The sequence below is a fragment of the Streptomyces sp. SD31 genome (genome assembly GCF_052068475.1).
In the GTDB taxonomy this organism is placed as follows: Bacteria; Actinomycetota; Actinomycetes; order Streptomycetales; family Streptomycetaceae; genus Streptomyces.
Genome location: NZ_JBQHCX010000020.1, coordinates 158,631 through 174,008, shown reverse-complemented (window position 1 = coordinate 174,008; position 15,378 = coordinate 158,631). Strand labels below are relative to the sequence as shown.

General features: G+C 69.7%; 17 protein-coding genes. 14 read left to right on the top strand and 3 right to left on the bottom strand.

Annotated features, from left to right (window positions below; translation table 11 throughout):
* The first annotated feature begins 112 nt into the window (after window positions 1–112).
* The 4 genes from lipB (at window position 113) to ACTMVF_RS35470 (ending at window position 3,375) form a co-directional block, all read left to right on the top strand.
* A complete protein-coding gene (gene lipB, locus ACTMVF_RS35485) occupies window positions 113–913 on the top strand; it encodes a lipoyl(octanoyl) transferase LipB (protein WP_441275166.1) in 801 nt (266 codons plus the stop codon).
* 271 nt (window positions 914–1,184) lie between these two features.
* On the top strand, window positions 1,185–2,150 hold the full coding sequence (gene lipA, locus ACTMVF_RS35480) for a lipoyl synthase (RefSeq protein ID WP_441275165.1): 966 nt from the start codon (window positions 1,185–1,187) through the stop codon (window positions 2,148–2,150).
* A gap of 257 nt (window positions 2,151–2,407) precedes the next feature.
* Window positions 2,408–2,608, top strand: coding sequence for an SCO2195 family GlnR-regulated protein (locus ACTMVF_RS35475; RefSeq protein ID WP_441275164.1), 201 nt, complete (start codon window positions 2,408–2,410; stop codon window positions 2,606–2,608).
* A gap of 65 nt (window positions 2,609–2,673) precedes the next feature.
* Window positions 2,674–3,375, top strand: a complete 702-nt coding sequence (locus ACTMVF_RS35470; protein ID WP_302001265.1) for a DUF4191 domain-containing protein — start codon at window positions 2,674–2,676, stop codon at window positions 3,373–3,375.
* A gap of 120 nt (window positions 3,376–3,495) precedes the next feature.
* Here the strand turns inward: ACTMVF_RS35470 and ACTMVF_RS35465 are convergent, their stop codons facing one another.
* The gene (locus ACTMVF_RS35465) at window positions 3,496–3,963 is read right to left on the bottom strand and encodes an RDD family protein (RefSeq protein ID WP_441275163.1); all 468 of its coding nucleotides are present in this window, start codon (window positions 3,961–3,963) and stop codon (window positions 3,496–3,498) included.
* A 198-nt stretch (window positions 3,964–4,161) separates the two neighbouring features.
* Between ACTMVF_RS35465 and glnA the strand changes: the two genes are divergently transcribed.
* From glnA to pspAB, 4 genes are all read left to right on the top strand, one after another.
* On the top strand, window positions 4,162–5,571 hold the full coding sequence (gene glnA, locus ACTMVF_RS35460; RefSeq protein WP_128437170.1) for a type I glutamate--ammonia ligase: 1,410 nt from the start codon (window positions 4,162–4,164) through the stop codon (window positions 5,569–5,571).
* A gap of 121 nt (window positions 5,572–5,692) precedes the next feature.
* On the top strand, window positions 5,693–5,959 hold the full coding sequence (locus ACTMVF_RS35455) for an SCO2583/SCO2584 N-terminal domain-containing protein (RefSeq protein WP_441275162.1): 267 nt from the start codon (window positions 5,693–5,695) through the stop codon (window positions 5,957–5,959).
* A gap of 133 nt (window positions 5,960–6,092) precedes the next feature.
* A complete protein-coding gene (htpX, locus tag ACTMVF_RS35450) occupies window positions 6,093–7,010 on the top strand; it encodes a zinc metalloprotease HtpX (protein WP_441275161.1) in 918 nt (305 codons plus the stop codon).
* Window position 7,011: 1 nt separating this feature from the next.
* Window positions 7,012–7,602, top strand: a complete 591-nt coding sequence (gene pspAB / locus ACTMVF_RS35445) for a PspA-associated protein PspAB (protein WP_441275160.1) — start codon at window positions 7,012–7,014, stop codon at window positions 7,600–7,602.
* A 34-nt stretch (window positions 7,603–7,636) separates the two neighbouring features.
* Here pspAB and ACTMVF_RS35440 read toward each other — a convergent pair whose 3' ends face one another.
* Window positions 7,637–7,924 carry a hypothetical protein gene (locus tag ACTMVF_RS35440; protein ID WP_441275159.1) on the bottom strand — a complete coding sequence of 96 codons (288 nt, stop codon included), beginning with the start codon at window positions 7,922–7,924 and terminating at the stop codon, window positions 7,637–7,639.
* 242 nt (window positions 7,925–8,166) lie between these two features.
* On the opposite strand from ACTMVF_RS35440, the gene ACTMVF_RS35435 reads away from it, so the two are divergent.
* Window positions 8,167–9,804: an alpha/beta fold hydrolase gene (locus ACTMVF_RS35435; RefSeq protein ID WP_441275158.1), complete on the top strand. Its 1,638-nt coding sequence runs from the start codon at window positions 8,167–8,169 to the stop codon at window positions 9,802–9,804.
* A 177-nt stretch (window positions 9,805–9,981) separates the two neighbouring features.
* Window positions 9,982–11,166 carry a winged helix DNA-binding domain-containing protein gene (locus ACTMVF_RS35430; protein ID WP_441275157.1) on the top strand — a complete coding sequence of 395 codons (1,185 nt, stop codon included), beginning with the start codon at window positions 9,982–9,984 and terminating at the stop codon, window positions 11,164–11,166.
* 69 nt (window positions 11,167–11,235) lie between these two features.
* On the opposite strand, the gene ACTMVF_RS35425 is transcribed toward ACTMVF_RS35430, so the two are convergent.
* Window positions 11,236–11,562, bottom strand: coding sequence for a hypothetical protein (locus ACTMVF_RS35425; protein ID WP_441275156.1), 327 nt, complete (start codon window positions 11,560–11,562; stop codon window positions 11,236–11,238).
* Between the two features lie 231 nt (window positions 11,563–11,793).
* On the opposite strand from ACTMVF_RS35425, the gene ACTMVF_RS35420 reads away from it, so the two are divergent.
* The 4 genes from ACTMVF_RS35420 (at window position 11,794) to ACTMVF_RS35405 (ending at window position 15,331) form a co-directional block, all read left to right on the top strand.
* Complete coding sequence (locus ACTMVF_RS35420; RefSeq protein ID WP_403327467.1) at window positions 11,794–12,159, top strand: arsenate reductase family protein; 366 nt, start codon at window positions 11,794–11,796, stop codon at window positions 12,157–12,159.
* 118 nt (window positions 12,160–12,277) lie between these two features.
* Window positions 12,278–12,976 (top strand): hypothetical protein, encoded by a 699-nt coding sequence (locus ACTMVF_RS35415; protein ID WP_441275155.1) that lies wholly within the window; start codon window positions 12,278–12,280, stop codon window positions 12,974–12,976.
* 393 nt (window positions 12,977–13,369) lie between these two features.
* Entirely contained in the window at window positions 13,370–14,401 is a 1,032-nt protein-coding gene (glnII, locus tag ACTMVF_RS35410; protein ID WP_441275154.1) for a glutamine synthetase, read from the top strand.
* Window positions 14,402–14,776: 375 nt separating this feature from the next.
* Complete coding sequence (locus ACTMVF_RS35405; protein WP_441275153.1) at window positions 14,777–15,331, top strand: winged helix-turn-helix domain-containing protein; 555 nt, start codon at window positions 14,777–14,779, stop codon at window positions 15,329–15,331.
* Window positions 15,332–15,378 lie beyond the last annotated feature (47 nt).

Genomic DNA, 15,378 nt, shown 5'->3' with positions numbered 1-15,378 from the left:
CCGTACCGGGCTGACGCGGGGCCGGGAGGCATCACCCGAACGGGCCGGTCGTACAGTGGCGTGGGCACGCTTTGTGCCTTACGACCTTCGAGGGCTTCCAAGGAGGCTGGCCGTGAGTGAATTGCGGTTCGTCCGCATGGGATTCGGTGCGGACGCCGTCGAGTACCAGGAGGCGTGGGACGAGCAGCGCCGGGTGCACGCGGCGCGGTTCGAGGACGAGATCCCCGACACGGTCCTGCTGCTCGAACACCCCCCGGTCTACACGGCGGGGCGACGCACGGCGGACAACGAGCGGCCCCTGGACGGCACGCCGGTCGTCGACGTGGACCGCGGCGGCAAGATCACCTGGCACGGCCCCGGCCAGCTGGTCGGCTACCCGATCCAGAAGCTGCCGCGTCCGGTGGACGTCGTGGCGCACGTACGGCGCCTGGAGGAGGCCCTGATCCGCACGTGCGCGGAGTTCGGCCTGGAGACCACCCGGGTCGAGGGGCGCAGCGGCGTGTGGGTCCTCGGCGACCCCGTCGAGAAGCGTCCGGCCCTCGGCGGCCTGTCCCTGGACTTCGACCCCCGCCTCACCGACGAGGAGTTCGACCCGCGTCTGAACGGCCCCGAGTACGCCCCCTCCAACGCCGGCCAGCGGCGCGAGGACCGCAAGATCGCGGCGATCGGGATCCGGGTGGCCAAGGGTGTGACCATGCACGGCTTCGCGCTGAACGTGAACCCGGACAACAAGTGGTTCGACAAGATCATCCCCTGCGGGATCCGGGACGCGGGCGTCGCCTCCCTGGCGAACGAGCTCGGCCGGGACATCACGATCGACGAGGTGCTGCCGGTCGTCGAGCGGCATCTCAAGGACGTCCTGGAGAACGCGGACCTGAAACCGCGGGAGATCGAGAAGACCGCGGCTGCCTGACTCAGCCCGTCCAGCACTGCGGTGGACCTCGGGGTTCTTCGCCCCCGCCGCCCCTACCCGTCCCGTCCCTGGGGGCTGCCGCCCCCAGACCCCCGCTTCGGCCCTGAACGGGCCTCGTCCTCAAACGCCGGACGGGCTGAGTATCCGAGGCCCCCGCAGGCGGCCCCCGCAGGAATGCACCGGCGTTCCGCAAGGTTGCCCAGCCCGGGGGCGCAAAACGCACGGGCGTACCCTGGTGTACGCCGAAGAATCGAAGCTACAGGGAGCCGACGTGTCCGCAGTCTCACCCGACGGACGCAAGATGCTGCGCCTGGAGGTCCGCAACAGCCAGACCCCCATCGAGCGCAAGCCCGAGTGGATCAAGACGCGGGCGAAAATGGGTCCCGAGTACACGAAGATGCAGAACCTCGTGAAGAGCGAGGGCCTGCACACCGTCTGCCAGGAAGCCGGCTGCCCCAACATCTACGAGTGCTGGGAGGACCGTGAGGCGACCTTCCTCATCGGCGGCGACCAGTGCACCCGGCGCTGCGACTTCTGCCAGATCGACACCGGCAAGCCCGAGGCGCTCGACCGCGACGAGCCGCGCCGCGTCGGCGAGTCCGTGGTCACCATGGACCTGAACTACGCCACCATCACCGGCGTCGCCCGCGACGACCTCCCGGACGGCGGCGCCTGGCTGTACGCCGAGACGGTCCGCCAGATCCACCAGCAGACGGCGGAGCGCGAGGCCGGCCGCACCAAGGTCGAACTGCTCGCCCCGGACTTCAACGCCGTACCGGAGCTGCTCCAGGAGGTCTTCGCCTCCCGCCCCGAGGTCTTCGCGCACAACGTCGAGACGGTGCCCCGGATCTTCAAGCGCATCCGGCCGGGCTTCCGGTACGAGCGTTCGCTGAAGGTCATCACCGAGGCCCGCGACTACGGTCTGGTGACCAAGTCCAACCTCATCCTCGGCATGGGCGAGACCCGCGAGGAGATCAGCGAGGCGCTCCAGCAGCTGCACGAGGCGGGCTGCGAGCTGGTGACCATCACGCAGTACCTGCGCCCGAGCGTCCGCCACCACCCCGTGGAGCGCTGGGTCAAGCCGCAGGAGTTCGTGGAGCTGAAGGAGGAGGCCGAGGAGATCGGCTTCTCCGGGGTCATGTCCGGCCCCCTCGTCCGGTCCTCCTACCGGGCCGGGCGGCTCTACCAGATGGCCGTCGAGAAGCGGGGTTCCTACATCGCCTCGCAGGCCGTCTGATGGCACGGAGTGCCACTCGGCTCGTGTGAATCTGGGCACAAGCAGCTACCCCTCGGTAGTCACCGATTGACGCGGTCCTGGGCGTCCCCGCAGATAGGGGGCCCGCCAGGGCCGCGTCAAGTGTTTCCGGGCGCGTATTAAGGCTTCATTGGTGTTTGACCGGTCGGTCACGCCCTGGTAACACCAATCAGTGACGCTGGTTGTACACCCCGTGCACCACTCACCAATGCCGCCATTCCCGAGGGGGGACCTCCACCATGCAGGCCGCGCCCGTTCGCGCCACCGCCATCCCGTCGTTCACCACTGCACTGCGTGCCGTCGAGTCGCTGCTCATGAGCAGCGGCCAGCGCACCGCCCGCCGCAACGCCTGGACTTCCGTGCTGGAGGACCGCCGTCGCGCCAAGGACCGGGTCGAGGCGCAGCGCGTCCTGGACCAGGTCACCATCGTCCGCACCTGATCCACCGCCGCCCCCAGGGCACACTGCCGTCGTCGGCGCTTCCCGGGCCACGTAGACTTCGTGGCATGGCGAGGAAGGACACGGCAGCGGACGCTGCGAACCCCGGGCGACTCAAGCAGATCGCTCTGACCTACAAGATGACCCGCAGGGCCGACAAGAAGATCGGTCTTGTACTCGCGGCTGTCGGAATCGTCACCTTCGGTGTCTTCCTCGCGATCGGTTTCTTGATCGGTCACCCCATCTATCTCGGCATCCTGGGCCTGCTGCTCGCCTTCCTCGCGACGGCGATCGTGTTCGGGCGCCGGGCCGAGCGGGCGGCCTTCGGCCAGATGGAGGGCCAGCCGGGCGCAGCCGCGGCCGTGCTGGACAACATCGGCCGGGGCTGGACGACGACACCCGCGGTGGCGATGAACCGCAGCCAGGACGTGGTGCACCGGGCCGTCGGCAAGGCCGGCATCGTGCTGGTCGCCGAGGGCAACCCGAACCGGGTGAAGAGCCTGCTGGCCGCGGAGAAGAAGAAGATGAACCGCATCGTCGCGGACGTGCCGGTGCACGATCTGATCGTCGGCGCCGGTGAGGGCCAGGTCGGGCTGAAGAAGCTGCGGACCACCATGCTGAAGCTGCCCCGCGTGCTGACCGGCCCCCAGGTGACCGCCACCAACGACCGGCTGAAGGCCATGGGCGATTTGATGAGCAACATGCCGTTGCCAAAGGGCCCGATGCCCAAGGGCATGAAGCTGCCGAAGGGCGGGCCGAAGGCTCGCTGATCTCCCTCGTACGAGAAAGGGGGCGCCCGGTTCCTGCCGGGCGCCCCCTTCGTCGTACGCGAAGAGTCGGTCGTCTTCGTCGTACGCGAAGAGTCGGTCGTCGTAGGTGAAGAGCCGGTGTCAGATCCGGACCTCGACCGTGCGGGCCAGCCGGTCGTGCAGGCCGCGGCCGTCGCGGTCCCAGATCAGGGCCGGGATCGCGACGCACAGCAGGGCCGAGCGCAGCAGGGCGCGCAGCGGGTTGACCGTGCCGGTCTCCAGGGTGACCACGCGCAGGCCGAAGAGGCGCTTACCCGGAGTGAAACCGATGGTGCCGACGGTCAGGACGCTCATCAGGAAGAAGAGCAGGAGGGCCCAGTTGCTGGTGGCCTGGCCGTAGCCGTCGGTGATGAGACCGTATGCGATCAAGACGCACAGACCCCAGTCGACCGCGAGCGCTCCGAGCCGCCGTCCTGGGCGGGCGATGGAGCCCGGCCCCTCCTCCGGCAGACCGAGCTGCTGCCCCCGGTATCCGAAGTCGACACCTGCGTCCTCGGCGGCCGCGCGAGGGCCCGAGAGCCAGGATCCGATTGCTTGCCTCTTGTCCACGCGTCCACGGTACTGGGCGCGTTTTGCGATACGGACAGGTGGGGTGCGGTACGGGATGTCCGGTTAACGTGGGCGAAACAAATGGGTCACGCCCGAGAAATCACCCGTCCCTAGGGTCGAAGACAGCGTGTGCCACCGCACTGGCCGCACGAACGAACTACCACCCCGGCACGGACGGTCGGGAGTAGGAGGAGCTGGATGTTCCAGAACGCCGACGAGGCCAAGAAGTTCATCGCGGACGAGGACGTCAAGTTCGTCGACGTCCGATTCTGCGACCTGCCGGGCGTCATGCAGCACTTCACGGTGCCCGTCGAGGCGTTCGACCCGGACGAGGAGCTCGCCTTCGACGGATCGTCGATCCGTGGTTTCCAGGCCATCCACGAGTCCGACATGGCGCTGCGCGCGGACCTGTCGACCGCCCGGGTCGACCCGTTCCGCCGGGACAAGACCCTCAACATCAACTTCTTCATCCACGACCCGATCACCGGCGAGCAGTACAGCCGTGACCCGCGGAACGTGGCGAAGAAGGCCGAGGCCTACCTCGCCTCCACCGGGATCGCCGACACGGCGTACTTCGGTCCCGAGGCCGAGTTCTACGTCTTCGACAGCGTGCGTTTCGCCACCACGTCGAACGAGTCCTTCTACCACATCGACTCCGAGGCGGGTGCCTGGAACACCGGTGCCCTCGAGGACAACCGTGGTTACAAGGTCCGCTACAAGGGCGGCTACTTCCCGGTCCCGCCGGTCGACCACTTCGCCGACCTGCGCGCCGAGATCTCCCTGGAGCTGGACCGGGCCGGCCTGAAGGTCGAGCGCCAGCACCACGAGGTGGGCACCGCCGGCCAGGCCGAGATCAACTACAAGTTCAACACGCTGCTCGCCGCCGCCGACGACCTGCAGCTCTTCAAGTACATCGTGAAGAACGTGGCCTGGCGCAACGGCAAGACCGCGACCTTCATGCCGAAGCCGATCTTCGGTGACAACGGCTCGGGCATGCACGTCCACCAGTCCCTGTGGACCGGCGGCCAGCCGCTCTTCTACGACGAGGCCGGCTACGCGGGCCTGTCGGACACCGCCCGCTACTACATCGGCGGCATCCTCAAGCACGCCCCGTCGCTGCTCGCCTTCACCAACCCGACGGTGAACTCGTACCACCGCCTGGTCCCGGGCTTCGAGGCCCCGATCAACCTGGTGTACTCGCAGCGCAACCGCTCCGCGGCCATGCGTATCCCGATCACGGGCTCCAACCCGAAGGCCAAGCGCGTCGAGTTCCGCGCGCCCGACTCCTCCGGCAACCCGTACCTGGCCTTCTCGGCCCTGCTGCTCGCGGGCCTGGACGGCATCAAGAACAAGATCGAGCCGGCCGAGCCGATCGACAAGGACCTCTACGAGCTGGCTCCCGAGGAGCACGCGGGCGTCGCGCAGGTCCCGACCTCGCTCCCGGCCGTCCTCGACTCCCTCGAGGCCGACCACGAGTTCCTCCTCCAGGGCGACGTGTTCACGCCGGACCTGATCGAGACGTGGATCGACTACAAGCGCGCGAACGAGATCGCCCCACTGCAGCTGCGTCCGCACCCGCACGAGTTCGAGCTCTACTTCGACGTGTGATCGACGCCTGATCGGTCTCGGACCCAGGCACCGCGCCCGCGCCCCCGCTGTCGTACCGACAGCGGGGGCGCGGGCGTATGTTCTATTCTTCTGCCGCTGACACGACACGGGGGTGGATCGGATGCCCGAGCACGAACAGGACGACCAGGAGCGCGAGTTCGACCTCAGGTGGGCGGACCAGGCCGAGCACAAGGAGCCCTCGGCCCGGGCCCGGATGCTCGCCGCGCGCTGGAAGGAGAACCCGCCCGGTCCGGTGCCGTTCCGGGCCGACCCCGAGCATGTGGCACGGCAGAGCCGCCGCTCGGGCTGGGTGTCCACGGCGATCGTCCTCGGCTGCGTCGCCGGGGTGATCGTCCTGCTGGGCTACATCAACTTCCGTACGTACTGAGACCACGTACCGAGATCACGTACCGAGACCGGGGTCTTTGCTGGTCCTAGGGCCGATCACGACCCGTTCATGGGCGTCGCCGGGTGCACACTGGGCAGTGGGACGAGTGCCTGAGTGCGCGGGGTGATGCGAGATGCAGAGCCGGTTCCGGAGTGATCGGCGGTTGACCGCCCGTATGGGGATCACGCTGTTCCTGCTCGGGTTGTTGTACGTGGGGTTCGTCGCCGCGTTGATCGTGCTGCTGAAGTCCTGGGTGCTGGTCGTGGTCGTGGCGGCGGCGCTGCTGGGGGCTCAGTACTGGTTCTCCGACCGGGTCGCGCTGTTCGCGATGCGCGGGCGGGTCGTGGAGCGGGAGGAGTATCCCGAGCTGCACGGGGTCGTCGACCGGCTGTGTGCCCTCGCCGACATGCCGAAGCCCGTGGTCGCAGTGTCGGACATGGAGATGCCGAACGCGTTCGCCACCGGGCGCAATCCCGATCATGCCGTGGTCTGTGTGACCACGGGGCTGCTGCGCCGGCTGGAGCCGGACGAGCTGGAGGGTGTGCTCGCGCACGAGTTGTCGCATGTGGCGCACAAGGACGTCGCCGTGATCACGGTGGCCTCGTTCCTCGGCGTGATCGCGGGGCTGATCGTGCGGTTCGCCTTCTACTCGCAGCTGTTCGGCGGCGGGCGCCGGGACCAGAACACCGCCGTCGTCTTCGCCGCCGTACTGGGCGTGTCGGCGGCCGTGTACGCGATCAGCTTCCTGCTCATCCGGGCCCTGTCCCGGTACCGGGAGCTGGCCGCCGACCGGGCCGCGGCGCTGCTCACCGGGCGGCCGTCGGTGCTGGCCTCCGCGCTGACCAAGGTCTCCGGCGACATCGCCCGGATCCCGACCAAGGACCTGCGGACGGCGCAGGCCTTCAACGCCTTCTACTTCACTCCGGCGCTGGGCCGGGAGCCGAGCGTCGCGCAGCTCTTCTCCACCCACCCGAGTCTGGAGCAGCGGCTCGACCAACTGGGGCGGATCTCGGCCGAGTTGGGTGAGGCGACGGCTCCCGGAGGGGCGTGAGATGGGGCTGCTGGACATCCTGCTCGGCCGTACGAAGCCGGTCGCGCCCGATCTCGACCAGCTCTTCGCGCTGCCGTCGGCGGCGGTGACGCTTCAGGCGGCGGCCGGGTTCCGGCCGACCGGGAGTGGAGCGGTGTGCTTCGCCCCGGTCGAGGGGGCGATCTTCGAGCAGACACACCGCGAGGTGCAGGCGCTGCTCGACGCGGACGCCGAGCGCGAGGGCCGGCCGGTGGAGCTGGCCCGGGACGGCTACGGCTACTCCTGGCTGGTCTCCCGGCGCACACCCGAGCAGCTGCCGGAGCTGGTCAACGACCTGCACGCGGTGAACAGCGCGATGGAGGTCAACGGCTTCGGGCCACAGCTGCTGTGCTCGCTGGCCGGGTTCGAGGACGAAGGTGACGAGGGCAGACGGCTCGCCCTCGTCTACCTCTACAAGCGCGGCACCTTCTACCCCTTCGCGCCACTGCCCGGCCGGGCGGAACGGCGCGACAACCCGCTGGAGCTGCGGGTGAAGGCGGCGCTCGCGAACGACCTGCGGATCGAGCAGGACCTGAACCGCTGGTTCCCGGTGTGGGGTGCCCCCGGCCTGTGACCGGGGGCACCTCGGGCTACCGGCCGAGCTGGTCTCACTTGCTCTTGTCGCGCTCCTGGCGACGGGCCTCGAAGGGACGCTCGCGCCGGTAGCGGCGCTCCCACTTGGCCTGCATGTCGCGGCGGTCGCGGTAGGAGCGGTAGTCCGCGGGCACGGAACCGCCCGACGAGGCCCCTCCCCCGGCCCCGCCGCTCGGCACGGAGGAGCTCCGGCCGTACTGCAGGTAGAGGAAGAGCACCGCGACGGCGGCCAGCCAGTAGAGGTGGTTGTCGAATCCTAAGATCACCAGGACGACGGTCCCGGACATGACGATGGTGCCCATCACGGGCCTCCGTGAGCGTGGTTCGATTCTGGATCTTGAGCGGTGACCGATGTTCCGGCGGGGCGCTGGGGAAGGGCGACCGTCCGTCGGTGCGTAGAGAGTAGCTCCGAGCCCTCAGGGTGGCGCCTGCCCTGCGGGAAGCGGCGTGAGCTGCTCCGTTACGCGTGTCCAGCGTAGGGATCCGGTCACCGGGCGTGCACCTCCTTTTCCCGGGACCCAAGTGCCGTGAATGAATGGGGCACATGACCGAGCTCTCCCCTTTCACATACGCCCACGACGGTGAACTGCTCAGCGGTGTGTACGGCGGTGACGCCGACGGCCCGGAGACCGCCACCGTCGTGCTGCTGCACGGCGCGGGCAACGGCAGCAAGGAGCGGCTGCTCCCGCTGCTCGCCGAGTTCATCTCCCGTGGCTGCCGTGGGCTCGCCTTCGACTTCTCGGGGCACGGTGAAAGCACCGGCGAGCTGCGGGAGTTGAGTCTGCGGCGGCGCCTGGAGCAGGCGGTCGCCGTCATCGACGCGCGTGTGCCGGCGGGCGGTGCGCTGATCGTGGTCGGCTTCAGCATGAGCGGGCAGACGGTGGCGGACCTGGTCGGCCACTACGGGGAGCGCGTGGTGGCGGTGGGGTTGTGCGCGCCCGCTGTGTACGCGCAGGAGGCGTGGGATGTGCCGTTCGGTGAGGGGAACGGGCGGTTCAGTGAGATCATCCGCAGGCCGGACGGCTGGCGTGCGGCTCCCGCGCTCGATGTGCTGCGGGCGTACGAGGGGCGGGCGGTGCTCGCGGTGCCGGGGACGGACGCGGTCATCCCGCCGGCCGTGACGGAGGCGGTGCAGGACGCGCTGGCCGCTCGCGCGCAGTTCACCCGGTTCGAGGTGCCGAACGCGGAGCACATGCTGGGGCTGTGGTTCCAGGAGCACGCGGAGGACCGCCGGCAGTTCGTGACGGCCGTACTGACCGGCCTGGGCGACCGGGGCTGGACGGCCACCCGGTCGTGGCTGGCCAAGCAGCTGCCGCAGGGGCGGACCGTCACCGGCACCGCCTTCGCCAAGGGCGGCTGGAGCTCGCAGATGCGGCGGCTCACCTTGGACGACGGCGCCGAGTTCGCGCTGCGTACGTTCGTGAAGCCCTTCTTCCGCGGCCACGCACCCGGTCTGCTCTCCCGTGAGGCGTCGATCCTCACGCTGCTCGCCGCCCAGGAGGGCATTCCCGCGCCCCGGTTGACCGCCGTCGACGCCACGGCCGAGCACTGCGACCACCCCTCGCTGCTGATGTCACTGCTGCCGGGCCGGGTGCGGGTCGACGAGGAGGACCTGGAGCGGCGCCTGGATCTGCTCGCGGACCAACTCGCCCGGATCCACCGGGTCGTACCGCAGGAGCGGCCGCGTACGTATCAGGCATGGACGTCTGCGGATCGGGTGCGGACGCCGGGCGGCGCGCTCTGGGAGCGAGCCGTGGACGTGATCCGCCAGCAGCCTCCGGCCTACGACGGCTGCTTCCTGCACCGGGACTTCCACCCCGGGAACGTCCTGTTCAGCGGTGTGGGCGCGGAGCTGCGGATCAGCGGTGTCGTCGACTGGGTGGAGACGTCCTGGGGCCCGGCCGACCTCGACGTCGCCCACTGCTCAACCGCGCTCGCTCTGCTGCACGGGCCGGAGTACGGGCTCGGCTTCCGGGCGCGGTACGAGGCACACGGCGGACGCCGACTCGCCGCCCCGGGAGACCACCTGTACTGGCGGTTGCTGGACGCCCTGGCCTACTCCCCCGACGCGGCCAAGCTCGCGGGGCCGTGGCGTGAGCTGGGGCGGACGGATCTGACGGTGGAGGTGCTGGGCGGGCGGTTGGCGGCGTATGTGGGCGGGCTGCTGGAGTGGTACGGCTGACGCCGCCCGATTACGTAGGGCTGACGCCATACCCCGGACACGTACGGCTGACGCCGCCCGTCGGACACGTTCGGCTGACGGCGTCGGACCCCGGGCTCGGGCCTGACCGCCGTTGTCAGTGGGGTCCGGGAGGATGCAGTCACTGGCGGAGTGACGGCGTGACGGGTGGAGGCCGGGATGGGTGGCGGGTTGCGGTACATCGGGGTGGCGGAGCGCCGGGCCCGGCTGGGGCTGCGGCATCGGCTGGCCGGGGCCGCCCGGGCGGCGGGGCCGGTCGAGGTCGCCGAGTCGCTGGTCGCGCTGCACGGCACCGATCCGGCGACCGTGTACCTGGCCGTGGGCGCGCGGCTGGCGGAGCCCGCGAGAACCGTCGCGCGGACCGAGCGGGCGCTGTACGAGGACCGGGCGCTGGTCCGGATGCACGGCATGCGGCACACCGTGTTCGTGTTCCCTGCGGAGCTGACGGCCGTCGTGCACGCCTCGACCGGCCTCGCGGTCGCCGCCCGGGAGCGGGCCACGCTGGTCAAGCACATGGCGACGGCGGGGGCGCCGGACGCGGCCTGGCTGGCGGAGGTCGAGGAGTCGACGCTGGCCGCGCTGGCGCGGCGCGGGCCGGCGACGGCTGCCGAACTCGCCGAGGACGAGCCGCGGTTGCGTGAGCGGTTCGTGTACGGGGCCGGCAAGAGCTACGAGGGGGTGCACACCGTCTCGACGCGGCTGCTGCGGGTGCTGGGCGTCGAGGGAAAGGTGGTGCGGGGGCGGCCGCTGGGCTCCTGGACGTCCTCGCAGTTCCGGTGGGCGGTGGCACCCGACCATCCCGAGCTGGACGTGTCCGAGGCCCAGGCGGAGCTGCTGCGGCGCTGGCTCGCGGTGTGCGGGCCGGCGACGGAGGCCGACCTCAAGTGGTGGACGGGGTGGAAGGTCACCGAGGTGCGCCGGGCGCTGGCGGCGATCGGGGCGCAGGCCGTGTCCCTCGACGAGGGGACGGGGTACGTCCTCGACGGCGACGTCGGTCCGGTGGCCGGGCCCACGGAGCCGTGGGCGGCGCTGCTGCCCGCCCTCGACCCGACGGCGATGGGGTGGCAACGGCGGGAGTGGTATCTGGCGCCGGAGCTGTGGCCGTCGCTGTTCGACCGGAGCGGCAATGTGGGGCCGACGGTGTGGTGGGACGGGCGGGTGATAGGCGGGTGGGCCCAGCGGCCGGACGGGGAGATCGTGTGGCGGCTGCTCGACTCCGAGGGCGTCGGGCGGGACGCGGAGGCGGCGATCGCTGCGCAGGCGGAGCGGTTGCGGGGGTGGGTGGGGTCGACGCGGGTGACACCGCGGTTCCGGACGCCGCTGGAGCGGGAGTTGTCGGCGTAGGGCGGCCGCCCGGAGTGGGCAGGGCAGTGCCGGGTGCCCTCGGTCATTGTGGGCACCCGGCGTCGTGGCTTACCTCGAATACCTCATGAACGCCCGCACCATGTGGCACGTCGTGTCCGACGGCGGATGGACGCCGATCGTCTGCGCGGTGCTTCGGATCGTGTCGTTGTGGGCCTGGTTGGGCATGAGGACGCCCGAGTCGAGCAGGGCGATCGCGAGGCGCATGGCCTTGAGGCGGCGGTTGTGGGTGATGTACCACTCGCGCGGACGGCCCGGCGGCAGCGGCCGCTTCTCCACGGGCGCGTACGGCAGGTCGAGCAGCACCGGGTGCTTCGCGGTGGACTGGGTGGGCAGCGGCTTGCGGGTCGGCTTCGGCTTCAGTGCGGCAGCGGGCACAGGCATCCTCCTGTCGCGGTCAGGGCGCTCGCCGGAGACTTCGGCGTCTTCGGCGATTCCCTCGAACACTGCTCCCAGTCTACCGGCCCCCACTGACAATCAGGGAGGCCGCGAAGTCCAGCAAACGTCCAGGTGAACAAGGGATTTGAAGCCCTGTCACACCTGCTCCGCGAGGTGCGCATGAGGTGGCGTCAAAATCGAACATGGCTTATGCGGGCTAACGTGTGCGGCATGGAAATCTGGATCAACCCGGCCTGCTCCAAGTGCCGCAGCGCGCTCACACTCCTCGACGCCGAAGGCGCCGACTACACCGTCCGCCGCTATCTGGAGGATGTGCCGACCGAGGACGAGATCCGGGAGGTCCTCGAACGACTCGGGCTCGAACCTTGGGACATCACCCGGACCCAGGAAGCCGTCGCCAAGGAGCTCGGAGTCAAGGAGTGGGCCCGGGACGCCGCGGGACGCGACCGGTGGATCAAGGCGCTCGCCGAGCACCCGAAGCTGATCCAGCGGCCCATCATCACCGCGGAGGACGGCACCGCCGTAGTCGGGCGCACCGACGAGGCCGTCCGGGACGCCCTGTCCCGCAAGAGCTGAACGATCGCCACCCTCGTGTGACGCAGGTTACGTAGGTGACTCCTGTAAACCGCTGAGTAACCTCGTTCGGTATCTCGTACATAGCGGCGTACGCTCCCCTACCTCTCAGGAGGCGCGCATGTCGCGTAGGAGAACTCTCGGCACGAAGAAAAAGCTCGCGTTGTTGGTGAGTGCGGTGGCGGTGGCCGGAGGCGGTGCCTTCGTCGTGGCCGGCACCTCGAACGCCTCGCAGAGTCCCAGGACTCTCTCGGCCGCGGACTCCGACGTCTGCCAAGGCCTTGCCACCGCTCTCGGCAACAACCAGAAGTTCATCGACGGTCAACGGGCCGATCCGGACGCGCAGTCCGAGGCGCGGATCGCCAACCGCGAGGCCGTCATCGCGCAGATCAAGGTCCAGCAGGAAGCGTCCGGGTGTGCGGTTGGGGAGTCGGCTCAGGACTCCCAGGCCTCGCAGCCGGCGCAGACCGCTCCCGCGGGGGAGGCCGGCGGCACGGGGGGCGCCGGCGACTCGGGGGACACCGGGAACGCCGGGAACACGGGGAACGCGGACGGTGGTGCCGCGGCCTCGGGGCAGCAGGTCTGCAACGGTTCGACCGTCACGCTCTCCGGCGAGGGCGGGGCTCCGGCCGCGTCCAGCAACCAGTTCCCGGCGGGTACGAAGCTGAAGGTCACCAATCTGGACAACAACAAGTCCACGACAGTTGAGGTCACTTCGGTCTCCGGTAGCTGTGTGCTGCTCAACAACGCCGCCTTCGAGCAGGTTCGTGAGCCCGGCAAGTTCCTGATCCGCCGGGCAGTGATCGAGAAGGTGGGGTGAGGGTCGGGTAACACGGCGTACGTCGCACCTCCGGCGGATGGGCGGGGATGCCTGCGGCAGCCCGTTGCTGTCCGGTGGGGGTGCGCGTAGCGCCTTGGGGTGCGTTGTGGGTCGGGGCCGTGTCGGGGGGTGCGGCCGCGTGGCTCATTCCCTTCGCATACGAGGCGTCGGGCCGTTCCTGACCAGGGGCCCGACGCCGCCGTATCGCCTTCGCGGGGGAGCTCACAGCGTGAGACGCGCCACACCACCACCAGGTAACACGGGGTTCACATTCGAGCAACGGGCGGGAAATCGCCTGTTGACAGGCTCGCGGGCATCAAGAGCGGCGCCTCAGTGCCGCAGCGCCGCAGCACCCGCAAGTGCGCCTAGACCCACCCCCGAAGGATGTGGCCCGTGACCTTCAAGGCTGAGTACATCTGGATCGACGGCACCGAGCCGACGGCCAAGCTCCGTTCCAAGACGAAGATCATGTCGGGTGAGCCCGCCGGTCTGGACGCGCTGCCGATCTGGGGCTTCGACGGGTCCTCCACGAACCAGGCCGAAGGCCACTCCTCGGACCGTGTCCTCAAGCCGGTCTTCACCTGCCCCGACCCGATCCGCGGCGGCGACGACATCCTCGTCCTGTGCGAGGTCCTCAACATCGACATGACGCCGCACGAGTCCAACACGCGTGCCGCGCTCACCGAGGTCGCCGAGAAGTTCGCCGCTCAGGAGCCGATCTTCGGCATCGAGCAGGAGTACACCTTCTTCCAGGACGGCTACCCGCTCGGCTTCCCCAAGGGCGGCTTCCCGGCCCCGCAGGGCGGCTACTACTGCGGTGTCGGCGCCGACGAGATCTTCGGCCGTGAGGTCGTCGAGGCCCACCTGGACAACTGCCTGGCCGCCGGTCTCGCGATCTCCGGCATCAACGCCGAGGTCATGCCCGGTCAGTGGGAGTTCCAGGTCGGCCCGGTCTCCCCGCTGGAGGTCTCCGACCACCTGTGGGTCGCCCGCTGGCTGCTCTACCGCACCGCCGAGGACTTCGGCATCGCCGCGACGCTGGACCCGAAGCCGGTGAAGGGCGACTGGAACGGTGCCGGTGCGCACACCAACTTCTCCACGAAGGCGATGCGCGAGGGCTACGACGCGATCATCACCGCGTGCGAGTCGCTCGGTGAGGGCTCCAAGCCGCTCGACCACGTCAAGAACTACGGCGCCGGCATCGACGACCGTCTGACCGGTCTGCACGAGACCGCCCCGTGGAACGAGTACTCCTACGGCGTCTCCAACCGTGGTGCGTCCGTTCGTATCCCGTGGCAGGTCGAGCAGGACGGCAAGGGTTACATCGAGGACCGCCGTCCGAACGCCAACGTCGACCCGTACGTGGTGACCCGCCTGCTCGTCGACACCTGCTGCTCCGCGCTGGAGAAGGCCGGCCAGGTCTGATACGCCCAGTGGCTCCGAGAGCCCAGTAGCTCCCGAGGGGGGCGCCCACCAGGACGGTGGGCGCCCCCCTCGCGTTGTCAGTGGGGCGTCAAGGAATCGTCCAAGCAGTGAGAGGAGGGTCCCTTTCCGTGGGCGGTGTCTGCTTCAATGGGGGCATGGCCAGCTTCCCGAAGTACTCCTCGACAGGTCGCCATGACCTCGAGCCCTTCTGGCCTTCCCGTCAGCACGACGACTTCGACCGGGTGTGTTGCCGCGCGGTGAACGCGCGGGCCCTGTAAAGCCGTAACTTCCCCGGCCTTCGGCCAGCGCGAAACGACGTACGTCTCCTCAACGGACTTCTCGACGGACTCCTCGCGCGAAAAGAGCTGACCTCTCATGGCGACCACTCGTTCTCTGTCCACCGCCGCCACGCTCAACTCCCCCGGCCCGAACGGTTCACGGCATCATCTACGTGCCGTGGACCGGGACGAGGTGATCGACGTCGCGGACCTCCTGCCGCCGGGTGCCACCTGGCTGCCCGCCCCCCAGCACTCCCTGCCCACGCTCCCGGGGCAGCCGCCGATGATCGGCTACCTGGTGCTCGTGCCGGCCGACCAGCAGGCGCCGGTTCCGGGTCCGGCCCGGGGCGCCGACGGCGACCCGCTCGTCACCGTCGACAACGTGCGGCGCACCGCGGCCGTCGACGGGCGTGAACTCGACCTCACCTACCTGGAGTTCGAGCTGCTCGCCCACCTGGTGGCCAACCCGCATCGCGTGCACACCCGGGACCAGCTGGTCACCACGGTGTGGGGATACGGGCATGTGGGCGACGGCCGTACCGTCGACGTCCACATCGCCCGGCTGCGCCGCAAGCTGGGCGCCGAGCACCGGGACACCATCCGGACCGTGCGGCGGGTGGGGTACAAGTACGCCCCGCCGACCGGGCGTTGACCTGCTCGGCCGCTCGGTCGAAAGCCTTCTGCTGACGGCAGAGTCCT

What these genes read in the sequence shown, in the direction of transcription:
- ACTMVF_RS35475 (WP_441275164.1), top strand. Translation starts at nt 2,408, where the DNA reads ATGCAGGCCGCGCCCGTTCGCGCCACCGCCATCCCGTCGTTCACCACT.
- ACTMVF_RS35470 (WP_302001265.1), top strand. Translation starts at nt 2,674, where the DNA reads ATGGCGAGGAAGGACACGGCAGCGGACGCTGCGAACCCCGGGCGACTC.
- glnA (WP_128437170.1), top strand. Translation starts at nt 4,162, where the DNA reads ATGTTCCAGAACGCCGACGAGGCCAAGAAGTTCATCGCGGACGAGGAC.
- ACTMVF_RS35455 (WP_441275162.1), top strand. Translation starts at nt 5,693, where the DNA reads ATGCCCGAGCACGAACAGGACGACCAGGAGCGCGAGTTCGACCTCAGG.
- htpX (WP_441275161.1), top strand. Translation starts at nt 6,093, where the DNA reads ATGCAGAGCCGGTTCCGGAGTGATCGGCGGTTGACCGCCCGTATGGGG.
- pspAB (WP_441275160.1), top strand. Translation starts at nt 7,012, where the DNA reads ATGGGGCTGCTGGACATCCTGCTCGGCCGTACGAAGCCGGTCGCGCCC.
- ACTMVF_RS35440 (WP_441275159.1), bottom strand. Translation starts at nt 7,924, where the DNA reads ATGGGCACCATCGTCATGTCCGGGACCGTCGTCCTGGTGATCTTAGGA.
- ACTMVF_RS35435 (WP_441275158.1), top strand. Translation starts at nt 8,167, where the DNA reads ATGACCGAGCTCTCCCCTTTCACATACGCCCACGACGGTGAACTGCTC.
- ACTMVF_RS35430 (WP_441275157.1), top strand. Translation starts at nt 9,982, where the DNA reads ATGGGTGGCGGGTTGCGGTACATCGGGGTGGCGGAGCGCCGGGCCCGG.
- ACTMVF_RS35420 (WP_403327467.1), top strand. Translation starts at nt 11,794, where the DNA reads ATGGAAATCTGGATCAACCCGGCCTGCTCCAAGTGCCGCAGCGCGCTC.
- ACTMVF_RS35415 (WP_441275155.1), top strand. Translation starts at nt 12,278, where the DNA reads ATGTCGCGTAGGAGAACTCTCGGCACGAAGAAAAAGCTCGCGTTGTTG.
- ACTMVF_RS35405 (WP_441275153.1), top strand. Translation starts at nt 14,777, where the DNA reads ATGGCGACCACTCGTTCTCTGTCCACCGCCGCCACGCTCAACTCCCCC.